Here is a 20,728-nt window from a genome sequence, read left to right as displayed (position 1 = left end):
CGGTCGGCTGGACAGGGTCACCGGACCACCACCGGACCACCACCGCTCCGCCGGCCGGTCCGAACGGCAGGGGGAGGCGGGCGCGCGGACGACTCGCCGCCCGTTACCTTCTCTCGGTCATGTCGGATGTCACGACGACCTTTCCCCTGGCTCTACGGGTCTCGACGCGGGAGAACGCCTCGGCGGCCCGGTCAAAGGGAAAGACGCTGTCGATCCTGACCTCGAGCGCACCCGCATCGATGAGCCGGCCCAGTTCTCTCAGATCATGCCCGTCGGGGCGCATCGACAGCCGTTGATAGGTGACGCCGTATCGTCTGGCGCCGCGACGAGTACGGAGCGTTGCAAGCCAGAGGACACTCTCGATGAATGAGGCGCGCCAGGGCGTCATCGTGTAGTCCTTCCGGATCGATCCGGGAGTGGGCGTCGCGGCCACGGAGACAAGTCGCCCTCCTCTCCGGGTGAGGGCGAGGAGAGCGAGGAGATCCGTCCCGGGGACAAGGTCGAAGACCTTGTCGAACTTCCCCGCCCCGGCGTCGACGGCACGTGATCGGTAGTCGACGACCTCGTCGGCGCCGAGCCGGAGAAGAAGCGGCTCGCTCGCCGCCGAGGCCGTTGTGACAATGTGCGCGCCCGCCCGGTGAGCGAGCTGGATCGCGAACATGCCGACCATGCTCGAACCACCGGTGATCAGCATGCGCTCTCCCGGTCGCACGGCCAGCGCGTCGCGGACCGCCTGCAGTGCGGTCGTCCCCGCCAGCGGAACCGCCGCCGCGGTCGTGAAGTCCAGTGTGCGTGGCATCGGAGCGACCAGGTCCGACTCGATCGCGACGCGTTCGGCGAGGGCGCCGAGTCGCGCCTTGTCCGTCCTGGCGAACACCGCGTCCCCGACAGAGAACGAATCGACCCGAGTGCCGACCGCGGAAACGATGCCCGACAGCTCATTGCCCGGCACAACCGGGAACCGTGTGGGGCCGGCGAACCGGAATGCTCCGGCGCGCTGGAGGAGATCGACCGGGTTGACGCCGACGGCGCGCATGTCGACGACCACATCGTCAGGACCGGCGATCGGATCGTCGCGCCCGACGAGACGCAGCACCTCGGAGCCGCCGAACCGAATGTACTCGTACGCCTGCATTGCCATGGACCGCGGCTCGCTCTCTTCGCGTCTGCCGAACCTTCAAGGGGGCAGCTTATGCATATTTTGGCAGAACCTGCCATTTGTGGCTTTTTCTGTAGACTGGAGACGTGAGGAAGAGCGGTACCGGACGGGCACGAGAGGCGGCTCGGCGCGCCGTGCGCGCCGAGGTGGCGTCCGCGGCGGAGCGCCTCTTCCTGGAACGCGGCTACGACGCGACAACCGTCGATGCCATCGCCGAGGAAGCGGGGGTGTCACCACGGAGCGTGTACCGATACTTCCCCACCAAGGACGACATCCTGATCGAGCGCTTCGCGAGCATCGGTGGCGAGCTGGCAGACGCGCTACGGTCGCGCCCCGCGAACGAGCCGGTCTGGGATTCGCTCGCGGCGGCTTTCGCCGCCCTGACCGCACGGGTCGGGACTCCGCGCTCCAGCGAGCCCGCACTGCTGATGCATCGCGCGATCGTCTCCTCGCCGACGCTCTTCGGGAGGTATCTCCAGCAGATGCAACTCGCGCAGTCGGACGCCCTCGACGCGCTCACCGACCGCGCCGTCCGTGCGGCCCGGACGCCCCAGACGCACAGCTCCAACGACGACATCGCTCTCAGAGCGATCATCGCGGCGGCTTTCGGTTGCCTGGTGACAGCCCAGTGCGCATGGGTGAGAACAGACGGAACAGAACCTTTCACCACGACGCTCGGCAACGCGATGGCAGCCATGCGGCCAACGCGCGAAGGCGATCGACTCGACGTGCGGCACTGACCACCTGGTCAGGCCGTCGCCTACGGGATCACCGACACTCCCGGCGCCCCGACGCCGTTGACGGGCAGCCGTACCGCGCCGTGTGGGTGTCCTCTCGGCGCGGCCCGCACCGCCCGTCATCAGGGGAAACGGGCCCCGGCTCGTGTGATGGCCGGGGCGGAGGGCACGGCCCTCTCGGTAGGGGAGCCGAGTGTGGCGACGGTGTGGAGGTATGGGGCAGGTAGCGTGCAAACCGTCGTACGGGCGAGGCGTCGCCCTTACCGTCACGAGATATGCAGACAGTGGACGTACTGGTCGTGGGTGCGGGCCTGGCCGGTCTGAGCACCGCCCGCCTGCTCGCGCGCCGGGACCTGAACGTGATGGTGGTCGACCGTCGAGGATCGTTGTCGGCCGGCATCCGCACGACGGGGATCTTCGTGCGCCGTACCCTCGACGACTTCGACATCCCCGATCACCTGCTCGGGCCGGGGATCCGGGACGTGCTGCTGTATCCGCCGTCGCGACGGGCACCGATCAGGTTCACCAGTGACCGGGACGAGTATCGCGTGGCCGACATGGCGGCCGTCTACGAGCACGCGCGCGGCGCGGCGGAGTCGGCCGGGGCACGGGTCCTCCTGGGCGTACGGTACGTCCACGCGTCGAGGGGGTTCGTGCGGTTGGAGGGCGCGGAACCGGTGAGGGCGCGGTTCGTCGTCGGCGCGGACGGTGCCCGCTCCCGGGTGGCCCGTGACCTCGGCCTTGACGTCAACCGGCGCCTTCTCGTCGGCGCCGAGATCGTCCACCCGATCGCGTCGGGCACGACCACCCCGACGTTCCACTGCGTGCTGGACCCCCGGGTCGCTCCGGGGTATCTGGGGTGGGCGATCGACGACGGCCGGCACGCGCATGTCGGTGTCGCGGGATATCCGGACGCGATGCGCGCCGGTATCCGCCACCTGCTGGACGCCTTCGTCGCGGACGCGCCCGGCCACCTCGCGCCGGTCGGGCCGATCGAGCGTCGAGGTGGTCCGATCCCGGTCGGCGGTGTACTGCGGCGGCTGGCATGTCCCGCCGGGCTGCTCGTCGGGGACGCGGCGGGTGCGGTGTCACCGCTCACGGCCGGTGGGCTGGACCCTTGCCTGCGCATGTCCGAGTTGGCCGCGGCGGTCACCGCCGGATACCTGCGTACCGGCGACCAACGGGTGCTGAGCCGGTACGACGGGGGCGCGTTGCGAAACCGGTTTCGGGGCCGGTTGTCGCTGCGCCGCGTCTTCGCCGGTATCCGGTCCCCCGCCGCGGCGGAGGCGGCGGTGACCGTGCTACGCGGTCGCGCCGGTCGCGCCCTGGCGGCGCGGATCCTGTTCGGCGACGGCTCGTTTCCCGACGTCGGTCCGCGGCTCGCGGCCCCGGTGACCGACCGTCCCCGCCGGTGATGAGGCGGACCCGGCCCCGCCCCGTGACGAGAAGATCGGCCGGCGGCCGGGTCGGGCGTCAGGAGTGTCGAGGATCCAGCGGAGTCCGGTCAGCGCGCCGAAGGCGGGGAATTCCCGGGGCTGCTCTGCGGCTGACCGTGGCGAGTGGATCGACGAATGCGAGGTCGGACGGTCACCGTTCGGCGGTGACCAGCCAGAGTTCTCCGCCCAGGTGGACGCCTTCGGGACCCGCGTGAGGTCGCAGCGCGTCCTCCAGAGCGGTTCTGGCGGCGTCGGGTGTCATGACCGCGTCGTCGGGGTCGTCGGGGTCGTCGAGGATCGCACGGACCGGGCCGGTGCCGAGGAAGAAGTCGGCGGCGCTCGCAGCGTCCCGGCCGAAGAACAGGGGGACGTCGGCCGAGGTCGCGGTGACCGCCCGGAATCCGGCCGCGCCGAGTACGCTCTCGATCCTCTCCCGGTCGGCGAGCGAGAACATTCCGGGTTCGTACGCGTTCGGGGACGGCGTGGAAGGCCCGGCCGGAGGGGACGACGCGGGAGGCCCGGCCAGAGCGGAGATCGGAATGGTGTACCACTCGCATCGGGCCATCTGCTGCGGGCACACGAAGACGAGACGGCCCGTGGGTTTCAGGGCGCGGCCGATGTTGGCGAAGGCGGCCACCGGGTCGGCGAAGAACATGATTCCGAACCGGCTGACGGCCACGTCGAACTCACCGTCGCCCAGGGGGTGTACCTGGGCGTCCCCTTCCTCGAACCTGAGGTTGACGAGCTCGGCTCGGGCCTGGTCGGCCCGGGCCCGTTCCAGCATCGGCCGGGAGAGGTCGAGACCCACGGCGTACCCGCGGGACGCTTGACGGGCCGCCAGGATGGTCGTCTCGCCCGCCCCGCATCCGACGTCCAGGACCCGGTCCGTTTCCCCTATCGCCGCGGCCTCGAACAACAGCCGGTGCAGGGCGGTGTTGCGGCCCGTGATGCGGTCCGTGCTCGCGGCCCAGTGGGCTCCTTCGGGCCCGTTCCATGAATTCGCCTGCGCGGCGTTCGAGAGGGACATGAATCTCCTTTTCCGGTGGGTCGTTCGTTCGGGATGCTGTGGTCGACGGTCATCAGGCGCCCCCGCGATTCCCAGGATCATCCAGGAGTGATATGCGCACCACTGCGGATCTCCTATGGGAGACATGCACGGCCTGTATGGCAGGCCGGTCGGAGAGGAGGATTCGCCCATGCTTGACCCCTGGACGTTGCAGGTGATGGTCGAGGTGGAGGAACGCGGTTCCTTCTCGGCGGCGGCCGAAGCCCTGTCGATGACGCAGCCGGCCGTGTCACGGCAGATCGGTGGTCTGGAGCGCAGGCTCGGTGTGCCGCTCTTCCGGCGCACCGCGCGCGGCGTCAAGGCGACGGCGGCCGGTGAGATAGTCGTCGATCAGGCGCGGGACGTGCTGGCGCGTCTACGGGCCCTGGAGATGCGGGTGGGCGCCTTCACCAGCGCCGAGACCGGGCATCTGCGCCTGTCGGCGTTCTCCAGCGCGAACACCTGGTTGATGCCGGAGGTCATCAGGCGTTTCAGCCGATCCCACCCCGGAGTGCGCCTGAGTCTGGTGCGGGAGGACGCCGCGGGGCCGATGGCCGCGATCAAAGAGGCTCGCGTCGACCTCGCCCTGGTCACCGCCTGGAGCCTGTACGCGAATCCGTCGGCGGCCAAGCACGACCCGTCGGCCGAACTCCTTGAACCCGCCGACTTCACCGGGGTCGGTCTGCTCCCGTTGCTGGACGAGGAGTTCCAGGTCGCCCTGCCCGCCGACCATCGGCTGGCAGGGCTTCGCCGGGTGTTGCTGTCCGACCTGTGCGACGAGGTGTGGATCGAAGGCGGCTACCCCGACTGCCTCGGCCCGATTCCCCAGCTCGCCGAAGCCCTGGGCAGACCCCCTCGGATCGGGTTCTTCTGCGAGGACTGGAACGGCAGGCAGGCCCTGGTCGCGGGCGGATCCGGCATCATGCTCGTGCCCACGCTGGTGCGGGGCGCCGTACACCCGGGGGTGGTGAGGAGGCCGACCGCGCCTTCGCTCCCTTCCCGCCGGTTGTACGCGGCCTCCCTGGCGCCGCCTTTCCGCCTCCCCGCCGTGACCGCGCTGCTGGACGTGATCGCCCGCGTGAGCCGCGAGCAGATCCCGGCCTGATCGACCGGGCTCTCTCGACGTCGCGGTCGGTCGCGGTACGCGGCGACCTCGCTCCGGGGGGTGCGGGCGAGCCGTCGACGGCGGCATGGTCCTCGACGGCCTCAGGTCTCGCTGTGGAGGATCGATCCGGGCGTCGCGGGGTCAGTCGATCGTGATGACGAGCTTTCCCGGCGCGTTGCCCGTCGCCAGGTCGCTCACCGCGGTGGAGGTCTCCGCCAGGGGGTACGTACGCCCGACGGCCGGTCGCACGGTCCCGGCCTCGATGAGGTCGCGCAGCGTGTCCAGGTCGGCGGTGCGGGTCAGCGCGATCAGCGCGTCCAGGCGTTGGCGCGTGAACGGTGTGATCAGCCGGACGGTCAGCATCCGGCCGAGCCCGCCGAACCACCGGCCGCCGCCCTCCCCGCCGACGACGACGAGCCGGCCGCGCTCGGTGAGCAGCCCGCGCAGCAGGGGCAGCGGCCGGATGCCCGCGATGTCGACGACCAGGTCGTACGTTCCGGTGAGCGGCTCGCGCGTGTAGTCGATGACGGCCCGGGCGCCCAGCGACCGGACGAGATCGGCCTTGGCCGTGCTGCACACGGCGGTGACGTGGGCGCCGACGGCGGTCGCGAGTTGCGTCGCGAAGCTGCCCACTCCGCCGCCCGCGCCGATGACCAGCACCTTCTCGCCGACGGTGACCTGGCCGAGGGCCCGTAACGCGGTCACCCCCGAGGTGGGTACGGCCGCCGCCTCGGTGAAGCTCAGGTTGGCGGGTTTGCGGGCGAGCTTGGCCGGGCGGGCGAGCGCGAACTGCGCGTACGCGCCGGTCGCCTCGCCGTACACCTCGTCGCCGGGGCGAAACGCGGTCACGTTCGCGCCGACGGACTCCACGACGCCGGCCACGTCCATGCCCGGCACCCGGTTGCGGGGCCGGCGCAGGCCGAAGCCGGGGCGGGCGACGAGCGGCAACCCGGTCATGATGTGCCACACGCCGTAGTCGACGCTGGCCGCGTGCACCCGGATCAGCACGTCGTCGGCGCCGGGCGTCGGGGTCGGGACCTCGCCGAGACTCAGCGTGTGCGGCGGGCCGTACTCGTCCTGGACGATCGCCCTCATAGGGGGTCTCCTTCGGTGGTGGGGAACCGGAAGACGTCATCGAGTCCGACCCGGATCGGCCGGGCGATGGGGATGTAAAACAAAGCTGACATCAGCCAATGTAAAACGCCGCAGACATCATGTCAAAGTTTATTTACATGCGCGGCCACCGACACCGTGACGTGCGCTGTTCGGCGCGCGGGTCCGACACCCGCTCATGCCGATGAGGGGGAGTGGTCGCCGCCGACGTGCGGCATGCTGTCGGTATGATCGGACGCCTCGAAAAGACCGTGATCGACTGCCCCGATCCGCGCGCTCTCGCGGAGTTCTACTGCCGGGTGCTGGGGATGAGGATCAACGAGGACATCGGCGGCTGGGTGGTCATCGGCGCGGAACCGGGCCTTCGGCAGGTGGCCTTCCAGCGGGCCGTCCCGTGGATTCCACCGCGTTGGCCCGACCCCGCGCATCCCCAGCAGATGCACCTCGACATCCGGGTGACCGACCCCGATCAGGCCGAGCGGGAATTGCTCGCCCTGGGCGCCACCCGTGTCCCGAGTGAACACGAGTCGGGCTTTCGGGCCTTCACCGATCCCGTCGGTCACCCGTTCTGCATCGTCTTCGGTCGTCACAGCTCAAGCTGAGCCGCTCATCGCTGGGGCGCGCGCCGCGAGGGCGCATTCTCCTCCGTGTCAGGCGACGCGGGACGCCGGTGCGGTCCAGGTGTTGCACGCGGCCGGGGAGGCGCCGGCGAAGCCCCGCTGCAGCCAGGCGGCCCGGTTCTTGCCCGTGCCGTGACTGCGTTCCTTGTTGACCTTCTCATCGCCGCTGTCCCGGTAGTGGTCCACGACCCCCTCCCAGTCCTCGTCCCGGTAGTTCTGTGATGACCAGACACTGGCCACGAACGCCGCTCCCAGGCAGTCGGCCTGCAACTCCAGGCGGCGGCTCTGCGTCAGCGCCTGCGCCTTGGTACGGGCCGGCAGGTGGGCGTGGGCGTTCAATATGCCGGTGAGGTTCTGCACGTGGTGGGCGTATTCGTGTGCCATCAAGTGCAGCATCGACGGGTGGTCCGGTGTTTTGACGGCATAGTCGCTGATCATGATGACCATCCGCTGCCGGCTGGTGCAGTAGCGGCCGGTGTGGTATTTGCCCCATGCCGATCCGCATGCGCGGCCGGGCTTGGTCATGAACTGGATCGTCGGTTTCCTGAATGGCATGCCTGTCTTCTTCAACTGCTTGGACCATGAGGCGTTCAAGCAGCCCAGTATCGCCGTCAGGTGTTTTTTCGCGGCGGCGACACTGCCGGAGTCTTCGGGGTGCCGCGCACAGGGCAGCGTCAGTTTGCCGCTGCGATACAACGGATTATGGGTCAACGCCTTGGTGCCGGTGGGAACCGGTGCGCCGGCACCGGCTTCGGCGTGGGCGGTGCCGGTAAGCAACAGGCCGACCAGAACCCCGGCCGACAGGGCGATATGGGGGGTACGCATGAAGCGGAACTGTACAGGAGGAACGGTGGACGCCAGGGACCGTCAGTCACAGGAAAGGGAAACGCCTACGGGTACCCGTGAAATATCTCTTCACCGTGGAGGGGAATGGAAATGCCGCGGACACTCGTCGGACGCATCCCGCGCCGTTCCGTTTCGGCGACGACAAAACGGCCCACCACTCCCGCCTGTTACGTGATCTGCCGACCGGGCTCGGTGAATGGGCGGTGCACCCGAGTGTGGGTACCCGACAGGCCCGCGCGATCGACAGCGGCCGGCCCGTACGACGAACCGACGACGAATTCCTCACCTCGGCGGTCGCCCTCGATCTTCTGCGCCGGTACGACATCCCCCTGATCGACTACCGGGTCATCCAGCGGGCTTGGACACGCTCACGGCCGAGGCGTTCCACCTGAAGGACAGAAAAACCGTCAGGCGATATTCGGAAAGCGATCGAAAAAGCATCGAAATCCGCGATGCCTTGATCAACTTCCTGGTGACTCGCTATGGTTGGGCGCTTTGACCGCTCCGTCCCCAAGAGATGGCCATGCGTCGCTACCGTTTCGGCAGAATCGCCGCCCTGATCGCGCTCGGTTACCTCGTCTCGGTCGCCGTACTGGGCGCCTTCGCGTTCACCACCGACCGAGGTGACCTCCTTTGGAAGGTCGTCACCCGCGAGTTCGACATGGGCTGGTTCTTCGGCCCCGACAGAGAGACGGTCATTGTTCCGTGGGGGCTGGCGCTCGTCCTGATCCTCATCGGGGCGCTCCAGGCGTGGGCTCTGTGGCAGGTGCTGCGCGGGCGCGCCCGTGGCGAGCTGACACACCGGGGCAGGAAGGTCGGCCTGCTGCGGCTCGCCCTGTACCTCGGCGTCGGCTTCGGCCTGCTCACCATCGTCAGTACCCCGCTGGTCTCGGCACTGGAGATTTACTGGCTCTGGTCGGTGACGGGGATCGTCTCCGGTTTCGTGCAGCTGGCCGTCGTCTGGCTGTTCTTCCTGGTGCTCCGTGACATCGTCTCCCGCGGGCTGCGGCTGTTCTCACTCGTCGTCGGGGGCATTTCCTGCGTGAGCGGCATCGGTCAGGAGATCGCGGGCGCCTTCGATATGAGCTCCGCCGCGCAGGCCCTCGGCCTCGCCGGGGGGAGCAGGTACGTCTGGCTGGCATGGTGCGTGTCGATTCTGATCGCACAGGCCAGGGACACCCGGTGGAGCGCGGCGACCGTCCGGATAGGCGTCATCGCGCAGGTGGTGTCCGTTCTCCAGCCCAACGGGTTCGTCTCCTACGGCGGCATCGGGTTTCCCGACATGATCACGGTCTATACGCTCCTCGGCGCCGCCGGCGTCTTCGGGCTGGTGTGGAACGCCAGGACCGCTCATGAGTTGGCGAACCCTCTTCCGGGGTCGGTTCCCCGGCAGGCGCCTGCGCGGTCGGCGGCCAGGTGGTGGCCGCTGGCCGCCACGGCGGTCGCGCTCCCGCTGATCCCCGCCGCCGTCAACCTCGCGTACGGCATGTACCACTCGATCGGCCCCAGGGGCGCGATCGAGGAGTTCGTCCGCGGGTACGGCGGCAGCTGGCATGCCCTGACATGGCTCGCCCTGGACGTCTTCGTCGGTGTCGGCGGTCCCGCACTGCTGATCCTGGTCGCCGTCCTGCGCAGGACCCGCCCTCTCGTGCGATTCACGACGCGGGCGTTGACCGTCGCCGCGGCCGTGGGCCTCGTCAGCGCGCTCACGGCGACGCCGAGGTCAGGGGAGTCCGGCGACTTCTTCTACGAAGGCGCACAGATCTACCCGGAGGAGATGTTCACCCCGGGGAAGGACGGTGAGATCTTCTTCGGCATCTCACCGCTGTGGTACAGCGTGGCCTTGCTCGCCTCCGCCCTGCTCCTGGTGCTTCTCTATCCGGCCGCGCCCGGCCCGCGCGTACGCCGTCGCGTGCTGCCGGCCGTGCTCGCCACGCTCGTCGCGCTCGGGTTCGCACCCGTCGCGGACCAGGCCCGCGGCACGGTCACCGCGGCCGAGGACTGCGGGCCACGCGAGACGTGGACGGGCGAGCCCGAGCCACCCGACCTCACCCGGGACCAGCGATTCGTGTGCTCCTTCCGGCAGGGAAACCTGGTGAAGTTCGCCGCCACCGCGCCCGACGCCGTGCTCCTCGACTACGCACGCTGGCTGTGCGGCATCTACACCCGCAACGATCCCCGGGAGGTCGCGCGCCTTCAGACGACGGAGGGGCTGAAGCGCGATGACCTGACCTACCCGCTCGCGGAGATCTGCCCCAGCGCGGGCACCGTGGTCAAGGCCGCGGCCGCCGAAGAGAGGCGGGAGGAGCAGGAGTGGGAGGACGACGCGCAGCGCATGTGCGACGCGACTCCTCGCCACCGCCCGCTCGTCAAACCGGCCAAGGTGATCCGCATGAAGGAACCGCAGTGGACGGACTACGGGGTCGTGGAGACGTACGAGCCGACCGAGGACGGCGGGGACCCGTACGACGACGGCCTGCTGCAGCGAGCTCAGGACGCCGGCCTGGTGGCCGCGATCCCCGGCCACCTGATGATCCTCACGCACTCCGACTTCGACCTCTGCGTCACGCTGGAGACCTACACCCGCCGCCCGCCGGTGGAGACGAAGGGCTGGGACCACGTCGTCGAGGTCGGTTACGAAAGCCCCACCGGAGAGATCGTGCTCAGGGACGATCTGAGCGGCACCGAGTTTCCCGACCTGTCACTCAACGGCCGCGCGGGGCACTACCGGATCCGCGTGCACTACGACTGGTTCGACTGGAAGGGTGTGCACGAGAACGGCCAGCGTCTGCTGATCATGGCGTTCCCCGGCGAGGGGGACAAACGGGTCACGTACCGGAAGCGTCCCATCCGGTGAGCACGCTTCCCGTCGCGCGGCGTCCAAGGCTGTGGCGTTCTTGTCACCGTCGGCGTCCAGGGCCTTCGCCCGCCGGTCGGGTGCGGTACGGCGCGGTGCAGGCGGATGGTCATCCGTCGGACGGGGAACCGGCCGGGGGTACACCGGGATTCCGGTCGCTACGGCAGGCCGCGGAGCGGGCACGGTAGGGCCCGCCTTACCTGTGATGACCTGCCCCCTTCATCGTGAACACGGCGCGACTCCAGAAAGCTGGTGAAAACCAACGGGGGCAAGGAGTCGCACGATGAAGAAGGATGTTTCCCGGCGAAGTGTGATCGCTGGGGCGGCTGCGACCGCGGTCGGGGCGCTGGTAGGGGGCGGCCGGACCGCGCAGGCGAGCACCAGGGCGGTCGGGGGCGCGGCGGGCAAGGTCACCGCCGTCGTGCGGGTGACGGTCATCGACGCGACGGGACGACCGGCGGCTCGTGACATGACGGTGCTGGTGCGGGGCGAGCGCATCGTCGCGGTGGGCCCGGTCCGGTCGGTGCCCGTTCCCGCGGGGGCGACCGTGGTGGACGGCACCGGCAAATTCCTCATCCCCGGGCTCGTGGACATGCACGTGCACTCGACGGAACTGGAGCGCACTTATCCGCCGCTCTACCTCGCCAACGGGGTCACCACCGTGCGGGAGATGAGCGCGAACCCGGCGATCAGTGCCTGGCGGCGTGAGGTGGAGGCCGGTACCCGTCTGGGTCCCCGGTACGTGATCGGCAGCCGCATGATCGACGGTGCGCCGTCGCTGTGGGAGGGGATCGGGCCGCCCTTCGTCAGCGTGGCCGGTCCGGAGCAGGCCCGTGCCGCGGTACGGCGGGAGAAGGCGGCGGGCGCCGACTTCATCAAGACCTACACGCGGCTCAGCCGGGCGTCCTTTCTCGCCCTGGCCGACGAGGCGCGCAGACAGCGGATTCCCATCCTCGGCCATGTGCCGGATTTCGTCCGCTTCACCGAGGCGAGCGATGCCGGGCTGCGGACGATCGAACATCTGTCGGCGGTCTGGTACAACACCTCTGACCAGGAGCGAAAGTTACGTCAGGCGATCGCCGCGGTGCCGATCGGCCCGGGAGAATATGCCGGCTGGTACAACCGCATGCACCCCGTGGAGTACGCCGCCGCGCGCAGCTACGATCGGCGCAAGGCCGCCCGCGTCTTCGACCGCCTGGCGCGCAACCAGACCCGGTTGACGCCGACGCTGACCAACCACCGGGTCGTCGACACACCGTCGAGTGTGCGCACCGATGACCCGCGTCACCGCTATTTCCCCGCTCGGATACGGCAGTTGTGGGAGATGACCATGCGGGAGGTGTATCTGAAAGACCGTCCTGCGGAGCAGGCCGCGTCACGCAGGGAGCTTTTCGAACGCCGGCTGCGGCTGGTCGCCGAACTCGATCGCGCCGGGGTGCCGCTGCTGGCGGGCACCGATACGGGCACCTCGTATGTGATGCCCGGCTTCGGCTTGCACGACGAGCTGGAGCTGCTGTCCCAGGCAGGGCTCAGCGGCATGAGCATCCTGCGGGCGGCGACCCTGGAACCGGCGAGGCAGCTCGGGCTGCGTGACCACGGGACCGTCGAGCGCGGAAAGGTGGCGGACCTGGTGTTGCTGGACGCCGACCCGCTGCGCGACATCCGCAACACGACGCGCATCGGCGCGGTGTTCGTTCGAGGCCGGTTGATCGATCGCGCACAGCGGCAGCGCATGCTGGACGATGTGATCACGGCCGCTCGGGAGGCCGTCCCGGCCGCGGCACGGGTGGCCGGCTGCGCCTGTCATCCCAGCGCTTCACCCGCGCTGCATCACTGAACATCCCGGTGCTTCACCCGCGTCTCGTCACCGAACGTTCTCCACCGTCCCGGACCGCGCGTCAGGTCGCCCGTCCGAGCTCGCGGCGGCGGGCGTCGATGCCGTCGAGGAGGCGTTGCAGCCCGTACTCGAAGACCGCGTCCAGGTTGAAGTCGAACGGTTCCCGCGCGGCGTAGCCGAGTCCGGGATTGCCGGTGGAGGCCCACCGGCGCGGGCCGTCCTGGAAGTTCATCCAGTCGTCCGCCGACATCCCGGTGTCCTCTTCCGCCTGCGCCTCCGCGAGACGGACGAGCGCCATGCCGCGTACGTGCCCGAACAGGTTGATGTGCGTGCACAGCATGTCGTGCGCGCCGAACCCCATCGCGCGCAGTGTGCTGAGCGACCACTCGGCGATCGGCAGCACGTTGGGCATGAGTTGCGGGCGGCTCAGCGAGAACACCTCGGCGGCCCACGGGTGACGGCCGAAGACGGTCCAGAACAGGTGCGCGGCCGCTTCGAGGCGTCGTCGCCAGGCCGTCATCGGGATCTCGGGCAGCCTGGCACCGGCGAACACGCGGTCGGCCATCCGCAGCGTCAGGTCGTTCCTGTTCGGGACGTGGCGGTAGAGCGCCATCGTGGAGACGTCCAGGGCGACGGCCACCCGTCGCATCGTGACGAGCGGCAGCCCGTCGGTGTCGGCGATCCGTACGGCGGCCTCGACGATCTCGCGCCGGGTCAGCCCGGGACGCCGTGTCCGCTCGCCGGTGGACGGGCCGGTCCTCCCGGTCGCAGGCTCGTCTCGCCGCCGGACGACGGTCCCGCGGCCCGGGACCGCCTCGACCAGGCCCGCCTCGCGCAGGGCACCGAGGACCTTGGTGGCGGTGGCCATCGCGACCCCGCGGTCCCGGACGATCTGCCGGGTGGACGGCACCGGCCGGCCTTCCGCCAGTCGCCCGCTCCGGATGTCGCCGGCGATCTCGTCGGCGATGCGCAGATAGAGCGGTCGGTCTGTCATGACTCTCCAGTGCACTAGTGCGGTCGTGAGCCGACGGACCCCCGCACTACCCCGCTGTTCTGCGATGACATGCGAAGTGCACTAGCTCGCAGCGGTGCGAGGTGGTGGGGCTTCTTCGTCGCTGCGTACATTGTAAGCACCGCTCGGGGGTGGGTCCGGGCGACGAGAGAAGACGAGAGAAACGGAGAACACCATGTCTGGTCTGGACACTCGGTCGGTGACATCGGCGGACGGCACGCCCGTCGAATACCTCAGTGTGGGGTGCGGGCCCGATGTCATCGTGGTCCCCGGAGCGCTCGCGGTGGCGTCCGACCTCGCCGCGTTCGCCGGACTCCTGGCGGCCCGGCACACCGTGCACATCGTGCAGCGGCGTGGCCGTGGCGGCAGCGGCCCGCAGGGCGATCGGTACGGCATCGCGCGGGAGTGCGAGGACGTCGAGGCGGTACGCGCACGAACCGGCGCGCGGCTGATCTTCGGGCACAGCTTCGGCGGACTGGTGGCCCTGCGCGCCGCGTGCGAGACCTCGGCGTTCGACGCGGTCGCCGTCTACGAGCCCGGGGTGTCGGTCGACGGGTCGGTCCCGGTCGACTGGATCGAGCGAGCACGCGATGAGATCTCCAAAGGCGCGAACTTCGAGGCGTTCGTCACCTTCGCTCACGGGGCCAACCCCGATCAGACCGGACACCTTCCACGCCGGCTTTTCCGGATCATCCTGCGGTACGCGATTCCCCGCGCGGAGAAGCGGCAGAAACTCGCGCTCATGCCCCAGGCGATCAACGAGCACACCGAGGTGGGGCGGCTCGACGGCCGGTTGGCCGACTATCGTGAGATCTCCGCGACCGCTCTGATCATGCGAGGCAAGGGGCGTGACACCGCTCGGCAGAGCGTCGCCCTCGCCCGGTTGGCCGAGACGATTCCGCGCTCCGAGACCGCGACGTTCGGTACGCTCGACCACTTCGCGCCGGAGAAGAAGCCCGGCGAGATCGCGGATGCCGTCCTGCGGTTCTTCGCCGCGTACGTCCGGCCCGGTGTCCAGGCCGAGGGGTGACCCGTGGCTTCGGGGGAGCCGGGCCCATCGCCCGCGTCGCCGTCTGCGAAGAGAACATCGCCCGTGGAGAGAACGTCGTCCAGGGAGAGAACGCACGCCTGCGACGGGAAGAACGCCGCCTGGCCGGGGGCTATGGCGCGGCGGTGGCCGAGGGAGGCGTGCGGCCCCTGCGTGAGGCGGCGGAGCGGGGCGGCTGGGTGCGCAGGTGGTCTCGGACGCGGTTCATGATGTCGCCGAGGTGGTGCAGGTCGTCGTTCGCCAGCGGGTCGAAGAGCCGGCGGACGATCTGGATGTGGCCGGGCAGGACGCGTTCGACGAGAGCCCGGCCGTCGCCGGTGATGGCGACCAGGGTGGCGCGTTCGTCGTCGGGGCTGGGGCCGCGGGTGATGAGGCCGGCCTTCTCCAGCAGCCCGGCCTGGTAGGTCAGGCCGCTGCGGCTGTAGACGACGCCGTCGGCGAGCTCGGTCATGGTCAGCGGGCCGTCGTGATGGGCGAGGCGGGCCAGCACCTGGAACTGAACGTAGCTGATGCCGCCTTCGGCGCGTAGCTGCTGCTCGACCTGGTGCTGAAGCAGGCTGACAGCCTCCGTGAGCACGAAGTAGGCGCCCAGCTGGGCGGGATCGAGCGGCTGGACGTCCTCGGTTCCCGTACCGGCTTCCGGCTGGCTGTCGTTCATGCCCTCACGCTACATGTCGCGAATTCGAAGCAGTGTGACGATCGTCACACTCATGAATGTATCGCTTTGAATTCGAAGCAAGTTGCCGTTCTTCCTGTGTTTCGACCTCGGTTCGTAACCTGTCCTCGCGGGACGGCCGGGGGGTAGGACCATCCGCATCCCCTGACCCGCGCGAAGTGGCTGCCGGTGCCGCTGACGGAACCGTACCGGGTTCTCCGTGCGCAGGATCCGGCCGGGCGCGGGAAAGCGGAGGCCCGGGGCGGTCTTCGCCGCCCCGGGCCTCCGATTCGGTCCGCCTTCCTCGGCTGACGGGCAGCCGGAGGCGTTCATCCGGGGTGATTCACCGCTTCGCGCCCGCCGGTTCGAGGATCTCCCGCGTGCGCACTACCCCTTCCGGCCACCGGGCGTCGAAGTCGTCGAGCAGCGGCTGGAGCGTCGGGGACCCGACCATCCGTACCAGGTCGTCGAGGTCGTCGAACTCGTACTCGGCGAAGTGGACCCCGGGACTGGTCACGCTCCAGCAGCGTCGCCCCGACCTGGCCCCGAGCGTCCTGATCACCAGCGGGAGGTGGTCGGTCTCGTACCAGTGGTCGAAGTCGTCACGCAGGTCGTCGCGGACCTCGGCGCGCACCAGGAACACTCCCGGCTTCGCGGTGCCGATCTCAGACATTGCTCAGGTCCTCCTCCTCGTGGGACAGCCCACGACGCGTGAACAGGATCGTGAGGAACGCGATGATCGAGATGCCCGCGGCGAACAACGAGATCGGGATCGTGCTGTCGTAGCTGTCCATCAGCGCGACGGCGAGCGCCGGCGTGATGCCTCCACCGATGACGGCCGCGATGGTGTAGCCGAACGAGATGCCGGTGTAGCGGACCTGCGTTCCGAACAGTTCGGCGAGCCAGGTGCTCATCGGGCCGTAGAGCAACCCGAGGAAGATCAGGCCGACCGAGAAGCCGATGCCCGCGAACAGGGGGTTGCCGGTGGCGATCAGGGGGAACAGCGCGAACACCCAGACGGCGAAGCCGATGACGCCGATGAGCATCGGAGGCTTGCGGCCGACCTTGTCCGAGATGTGGCCGGAAATCATGATCGCGCTGAAGTAGAAGACGGACGCGATCAGGACCATCACCAGGCCGGCCGTCGCACTGAAGCCCACCTCGTTACGGGCGTACGACAGGGCGAAGATGATGGACAGGTAGTAGCCGGCGTGGATGCCGAGCGAGGCGCCGATGGAGGAGAGGACGCTGCGCGGGTAGCGCTTGAACATCTCCATGAGGGGGATCTTGACGACCTCCGTGGTCTTCGACTGCTCGACGACCTCCTTGAACGCCTGCGACTCCTCCAGGGACAGGCGGATGTACAGGCCGACGATGACCATGATGGCGCTCAGCAGGAACGGGATACGCCAGCCCCACGAGTTGAAGGCGTCCTCCGGCATGAACGCCGAGGTGAGGGCGATCAGTCCCGCGGCGAGGATGTATCCGATCGGTGAGGCGCTGCCCATCCAGGCTCCGAAGAAGCCGCGACGCTTGGCCGCCCCTTCGTGCTCGACCACCATCAGCACCGCACCGCCGTACTCGCCGCCCAGCGCCAGACCCTGGATCAGGCGGAGCGTGACGAGGAGGATCGGGGCCGCGATCCCGATCGAGGCGTAGGTGGGGAGCAGGCCGATGGCGAACGTGCCGATACCCATCATGAGCAGCGCGAGGACCAGCATCTTCTTGCGGCCGTACTTGTCGCCGAAGTGGCCGAACACGATGCCGCCGAAGGGCCGCGCGACGAACGCGACGCCGAACGTCGCCAGGGAGAGCAGCGTGCTGGTGAGCGGGTTGTCCGAGGGGAAGAAGAGCGGCCCGAGAACCAGCGCGGCCATGGCGCCGAAAAGATTGAAGTCGAACCACTCGATCACGGTGCCGACCATGGAGGCGGTGGTGACTTTGCGGATGGAGTTCTTGCTGGCTTGGGGGGCGCCCTTGTTGGTGGCGGCGACAGCGTCTTGTGTCATACCGGATTCCTAATGTTCGACATTCGACCTGATGGACGGACGATACCGGTGGGCCGTGATGAAGGCAACAGTCTTATTTGTCGTGCTCACCGGCTCGCTTCGGCTGCGGTGAGGGGGCCGGCCGGGTTTTCCGGCGGTGAATCGCGGTCTCCTGCCCCCTGCGTGAGGGGGTGGCCGCACTGTGCGGGGGGTGTGCGGTGGCGCCTCGCCCTGCCCGGTCGTCGATCCGGGGGTGCTCTGGGTGTCCGGTCGGAGGCTCTGCGTGAAAGCCCCAGGTCATGGGACTTTACCGCACGGTTTCCGGTTGATGTTCGTTACGAGATGTGATGGATTCGTAACGTTCGATCATGACGTGATGGTGCTGTCGCGCTATCGCCGAGTCTCCGTGGAGCGCAGGCGATCCGCGAAGAGCGCGGGCTGGGGGGCCGAATGGCCGCCGTACTGATCCGCGTGACGCTGCACATGCATCAGCGGGGCGGACAGGAACCCCCCGTCGACCACCAGTTCCTGGCCGTTGACGAACGCGGCGGCGTCGCTCGCCAGGTAGGCGACCACGCTCGCGATGTCGGACGCGCCGCCGATGCGGCGCACCGGGGTGAGCTGGGTGCGCAACGCGAGCAGATCGGGGTCGGCGTAGTGGGCCGCCGACATCTCCGTGCGCACGAACCCGGGGCTCACCGCGTTCGCCCGCACTCCCAGCGGGCCCCACTCCACGGCGGTGTGTCGCGTCAGTGCGACCAGGCCCGCCTTGGAGACGCCGTAGGTGGGGGAGGTGTTCGGCGAGTGGGCGCCCACCGAGGCGATGTTCACGACGGCGCCGCGGCCGTTGTCGATCATGAGGCGGCCCAGCTCGCGAGTGCAGAGCATCGCGGCCGTCAGATTCACCGCGATCGTCTCGTTCCACGCCGCCGTGGAGAGCGACGCCAACGGCCCGGGAGTGCCGAGGATGCCGGCGTTGTTCACCAGCACGTGGCAGGTCCCGAACCTGCCGGCCGTCGCCTCCGCGAGGCCGACGACGTCCTGCTCGTCGGTCAGATCCCCGGCGTGGGCCATGACGCGGTCGGGCAGGCCGAGCCGCAGGGCGACCTCTTCCAGGCGGTCGGCGTCCCGATCAGTGAGCACCACACTCGCGCCGGCTTCGAGGAACTCGCCCGCGATCGAGCGTCCCAGACCTCCCGCCGCACCGGTCACGACCACTACCTGCCCCTCGAAACCCATCACGTACTCCCTGCATCGGCTATTTAAGGACTAGCCGATTATTGTCGGACAGTTCGGAATGCGGCAAGGGGGGAGAAATCGACGCGTTTTCGGCCGCGCGGGCCGGAGTCGGGGTGTGCCGAATCGCCGTACGTGGCCAGGGATCGGAGGCGGCGGGTCGGAGATGCTCCGGGCGGGCCGGAGTCAGGGGCGCCCGGTCAAGGAGGCGCCCCGCGCGGACCCGGAGTCAGGGTCGCGCGGGGGTGAAAGGCGTTCGTACGGGCCTGATCCGGAGGTGCCGGGTCAGCCGTGCTCCGCCGCGGCCACGCGGTGAGCCTGCAGGTAGCGAAGGTGCGTCACCATGGCGTTCTGGGCCGCGTCCTCGTCGCCCGCCTCGATCGCCTTCACGATCTGCAGGTGCTGGAGCACGGTCTCGGCGCCGACCTGCTCGGAGAGGTCGAGGAACCGTACGGGCATCGTCTGCTCGTGCAGGGCCTGGACGAAGGAGCCCAGCACCCGGTTGCCGGACGCGCGGGCGACCGCGGAATGGAAGTCGACGTCGAGCTGGGGTACGGACGGGTCCGTCACGCGGACCGACTTCTGGCGCTCGATGATCCTGTGCATCTGGGCGAGGTCCTCCGCGCTGCGGTGGCCGGCGGCGAGCCGGACCGCGGGGACCTCAAGGTATTCGCGCACCGACTGCACCTCGTCGGCCCCGATGCTGCCGAGGCTGAGCAGGTTCTTCATGGACTCCGAGAGCATCTCGCTGAGTGCCTCGTGGTCCACGGCCCGGACGAAGCTGCCGCCTCCCGCCCCGGGGACCTTCTCGATGAAGTTCTGTGTCGACAGCGAGCGCAGCGCCTCGCGCACCGTCGTCCTGCTCACCTCGAACTGACGTGCGAGCTCGGTCTCGGAGGGGAGACGCTCGCCGCGCTTGAGCTCGCCGTCGAGGATCGCCCGACGGATGCGGTCCTCCACCTGCTGGCGCGGGCGCACGACCGCCTGCCCGAGAGCACGGGGCTCACCGAAGGTCTCCAATGTGGGCCTCTCGTTTCCGGGGGGTTGACAAGTGTCCTACATCAGTCAACCGCCGAAGCAGAAGTCTACTGGCTTCCCAGGGCGGCAGTATGTCGTAGCTCCTAACGGATACTACTTGCCTATGTGGTGAATGTTCGACATTATGCTTACTCGGCACCGCTTCGCGGACGTGGTCGACTCGTTCCCGAGAGAGGGCGGCAAAGACGCCCCCGCGCGATGAGGAGCAACAGCATGTCGGGTTTCCCGGATCTGGCCGGACGAAGAGCCGTCGTCACGGGTGCCAGCAGGGGGATAGGCCGGGCGATCGCGCGAGCGCTGGCCGCGGCCGGCGCGACGGTCGCGATCGGCGGCCGCGACTCCGCGGCGCTGAGCGCGGTGGCCGACGAGATCGCCGCCCAGGGGGGCACCGTCCACCCACACGTCGTCGACGTCTCCGATCACGACTCCATCGAGCGCTTCGTCACGGAGGCGGTGGACGGCCTCGGCGGACTGGATCTCCTGGTCAACTGCGCGGGGGTGCTCGCCTCGGGTTCTCTCCTGGACGCCGGTGACGAGCCGTGGGACGCGGTGTGGAAAACGAACGTCCTCGGCACGGTGCGGGTGACACGCGCCGCGGGGGTCCTCCTCACCGCCCAGGGCTCCGGCAGGGTCGTGAACGTCGCCTCGAACTACGCCTTCAAAGGGGTGAGCGGGCACGCCGCCTACTGCGCGTCGAAGGCGGCCGTCGTCTCGTTCACCCGTAGCATGGCGGTCGAGTGGGCGCGCCACGGAGTCCAGGTCAACGCCATCGCCCCCGGGTTCATCGCGACGGACCTCAACGCGAGCATCCGCGCGGACCCCGAACAGAGCGCCCGTGTGACGAGGGCCGTGCCCGCGCGCCGGTTCGGGACGGTCGACGACGTCGTCGCCGCGATGGGACCACTGTGCGACCCCCACAGCACGTTTCTCACCGGAGCCGTGCTGACCGTCGACGGAGGAGAGACCGCGCGCTGAGCGGTCGAGCAACACCAACCA

General features: G+C 69.2%; 19 protein-coding genes. 9 read left to right on the top strand and 10 right to left on the bottom strand.

The genetic code is table 11. From position 1 onward, the window contains the following. Positions 1 to 103: 103 nt before the first annotated feature. Entirely contained in the window at positions 104 to 1,141 is a 1,038-nt protein-coding gene (locus tag ABT352_RS15375; protein WP_350945461.1) for an NADP-dependent oxidoreductase, read from the bottom strand. 104 nt (positions 1,142 to 1,245) lie between these two features. Here ABT352_RS15375 and ABT352_RS15370 point away from each other — a divergent pair, with 104 nt between their 5' ends. Both ABT352_RS15370 and ABT352_RS15365 read left to right on the top strand, forming a co-directional pair. Continuing rightward, positions 1,246 to 1,899 carry a TetR/AcrR family transcriptional regulator gene (locus ABT352_RS15370; protein WP_350945460.1) on the top strand — a complete coding sequence of 218 codons (654 nt, stop codon included), beginning with the start codon at positions 1,246 to 1,248 and terminating at the stop codon, positions 1,897 to 1,899. A 272-nt stretch (positions 1,900 to 2,171) separates the two neighbouring features. Next, positions 2,172 to 3,311 carry an NAD(P)/FAD-dependent oxidoreductase gene (locus ABT352_RS15365; RefSeq protein WP_350945459.1) on the top strand — a complete coding sequence of 380 codons (1,140 nt, stop codon included), beginning with the start codon at positions 2,172 to 2,174 and terminating at the stop codon, positions 3,309 to 3,311. Positions 3,312 to 3,483: 172 nt separating this feature from the next. On the opposite strand, the gene ABT352_RS15360 is transcribed toward ABT352_RS15365, so the two are convergent. Next, positions 3,484 to 4,359: a class I SAM-dependent methyltransferase gene (locus ABT352_RS15360; RefSeq protein WP_350945458.1), complete on the bottom strand. Its 876-nt coding sequence runs from the start codon at positions 4,357 to 4,359 to the stop codon at positions 3,484 to 3,486. A 169-nt stretch (positions 4,360 to 4,528) separates the two neighbouring features. Here ABT352_RS15360 and ABT352_RS15355 point away from each other — a divergent pair, with 169 nt between their 5' ends. Continuing rightward, positions 4,529 to 5,482, top strand: a complete 954-nt coding sequence (locus tag ABT352_RS15355; protein ID WP_350945457.1) for a LysR family transcriptional regulator — start codon at positions 4,529 to 4,531, stop codon at positions 5,480 to 5,482. 141 nt (positions 5,483 to 5,623) lie between these two features. On the opposite strand, the gene ABT352_RS15350 is transcribed toward ABT352_RS15355, so the two are convergent. Beyond that, on the bottom strand, positions 5,624 to 6,577 hold the full coding sequence (locus ABT352_RS15350; protein WP_350945456.1) for an NAD(P)-dependent alcohol dehydrogenase: 954 nt from the start codon (positions 6,575 to 6,577) through the stop codon (positions 5,624 to 5,626). A 212-nt stretch (positions 6,578 to 6,789) separates the two neighbouring features. Here ABT352_RS15350 and ABT352_RS15345 point away from each other — a divergent pair, with 212 nt between their 5' ends. Next, a complete protein-coding gene (locus ABT352_RS15345; protein ID WP_350945455.1) occupies positions 6,790 to 7,197 on the top strand; it encodes a VOC family protein in 408 nt (135 codons plus the stop codon). 48 nt (positions 7,198 to 7,245) lie between these two features. On the opposite strand, the gene ABT352_RS15340 is transcribed toward ABT352_RS15345, so the two are convergent. Beyond that, the gene (locus ABT352_RS15340) at positions 7,246 to 8,040 is read right to left on the bottom strand and encodes a neutral zinc metallopeptidase (protein ID WP_350945454.1); all 795 of its coding nucleotides are present in this window, start codon (positions 8,038 to 8,040) and stop codon (positions 7,246 to 7,248) included. A gap of 236 nt (positions 8,041 to 8,276) precedes the next feature. Here ABT352_RS15340 and ABT352_RS15335 point away from each other — a divergent pair, with 236 nt between their 5' ends. The 3 genes from ABT352_RS15335 (at position 8,277) to ABT352_RS15325 (ending at position 12,755) form a co-directional block, all read left to right on the top strand. Continuing rightward, positions 8,277 to 8,453 carry a hypothetical protein gene (locus ABT352_RS15335; RefSeq protein WP_350945453.1) on the top strand — a complete coding sequence of 59 codons (177 nt, stop codon included), beginning with the start codon at positions 8,277 to 8,279 and terminating at the stop codon, positions 8,451 to 8,453. Positions 8,454 to 8,584: 131 nt separating this feature from the next. Continuing rightward, positions 8,585 to 10,918 (top strand): hypothetical protein, encoded by a 2,334-nt coding sequence (locus ABT352_RS15330; RefSeq protein WP_350945452.1) that lies wholly within the window; start codon positions 8,585 to 8,587, stop codon positions 10,916 to 10,918. 283 nt (positions 10,919 to 11,201) lie between these two features. Next, positions 11,202 to 12,755 (top strand): amidohydrolase family protein, encoded by a 1,554-nt coding sequence (locus ABT352_RS15325; protein WP_350945451.1) that lies wholly within the window; start codon positions 11,202 to 11,204, stop codon positions 12,753 to 12,755. A gap of 61 nt (positions 12,756 to 12,816) precedes the next feature. On the opposite strand, the gene ABT352_RS15320 is transcribed toward ABT352_RS15325, so the two are convergent. After that, positions 12,817 to 13,749, bottom strand: a complete 933-nt coding sequence (locus ABT352_RS15320; RefSeq protein ID WP_350945450.1) for a TetR/AcrR family transcriptional regulator C-terminal domain-containing protein — start codon at positions 13,747 to 13,749, stop codon at positions 12,817 to 12,819. Between the two features lie 193 nt (positions 13,750 to 13,942). On the opposite strand from ABT352_RS15320, the gene ABT352_RS15315 reads away from it, so the two are divergent. Then, positions 13,943 to 14,797, top strand: coding sequence for an alpha/beta fold hydrolase (locus tag ABT352_RS15315; protein ID WP_350945449.1), 855 nt, complete (start codon positions 13,943 to 13,945; stop codon positions 14,795 to 14,797). A gap of 130 nt (positions 14,798 to 14,927) precedes the next feature. On the opposite strand, the gene ABT352_RS15310 is transcribed toward ABT352_RS15315, so the two are convergent. From ABT352_RS15310 to ABT352_RS15290, 5 genes are all read right to left on the bottom strand, one after another. Beyond that, on the bottom strand, positions 14,928 to 15,473 hold the full coding sequence (locus ABT352_RS15310; protein WP_350945448.1) for a MarR family winged helix-turn-helix transcriptional regulator: 546 nt from the start codon (positions 15,471 to 15,473) through the stop codon (positions 14,928 to 14,930). A 340-nt stretch (positions 15,474 to 15,813) separates the two neighbouring features. Then, positions 15,814 to 16,143: an EthD domain-containing protein gene (locus ABT352_RS15305; RefSeq protein ID WP_350945447.1), complete on the bottom strand. Its 330-nt coding sequence runs from the start codon at positions 16,141 to 16,143 to the stop codon at positions 15,814 to 15,816. Next, a complete protein-coding gene (locus ABT352_RS15300) occupies positions 16,136 to 17,479 on the bottom strand; it encodes an MFS transporter (protein ID WP_350945446.1) in 1,344 nt (447 codons plus the stop codon). The genes ABT352_RS15305 and ABT352_RS15300 overlap by 8 nt, the downstream gene beginning before the upstream one ends. Before the next feature lie 369 nt (positions 17,480 to 17,848). Further along, the gene (locus ABT352_RS15295; protein ID WP_350945445.1) at positions 17,849 to 18,697 is read right to left on the bottom strand and encodes an SDR family NAD(P)-dependent oxidoreductase; all 849 of its coding nucleotides are present in this window, start codon (positions 18,695 to 18,697) and stop codon (positions 17,849 to 17,851) included. Between the two features lie 282 nt (positions 18,698 to 18,979). Further along, on the bottom strand, positions 18,980 to 19,714 hold the full coding sequence (locus ABT352_RS15290) for a FadR/GntR family transcriptional regulator (RefSeq protein ID WP_350945444.1): 735 nt from the start codon (positions 19,712 to 19,714) through the stop codon (positions 18,980 to 18,982). Positions 19,715 to 19,945: 231 nt separating this feature from the next. On the opposite strand from ABT352_RS15290, the gene ABT352_RS15285 reads away from it, so the two are divergent. Then, complete coding sequence (locus tag ABT352_RS15285; protein ID WP_350945443.1) at positions 19,946 to 20,707, top strand: SDR family NAD(P)-dependent oxidoreductase; 762 nt, start codon at positions 19,946 to 19,948, stop codon at positions 20,705 to 20,707. Positions 20,708 to 20,728: the final 21 nt, after the last annotated feature.

Source organism: Streptosporangium sp. NPDC000563, from assembly GCF_040299985.1.
GTDB lineage: Bacteria > Actinomycetota > Actinomycetes > Streptosporangiales > Streptosporangiaceae > Streptosporangium.
The sequence above is the reverse complement of the archived record's forward strand: the minus strand, read 5'-3'. Positions and strand labels throughout refer to the sequence as shown.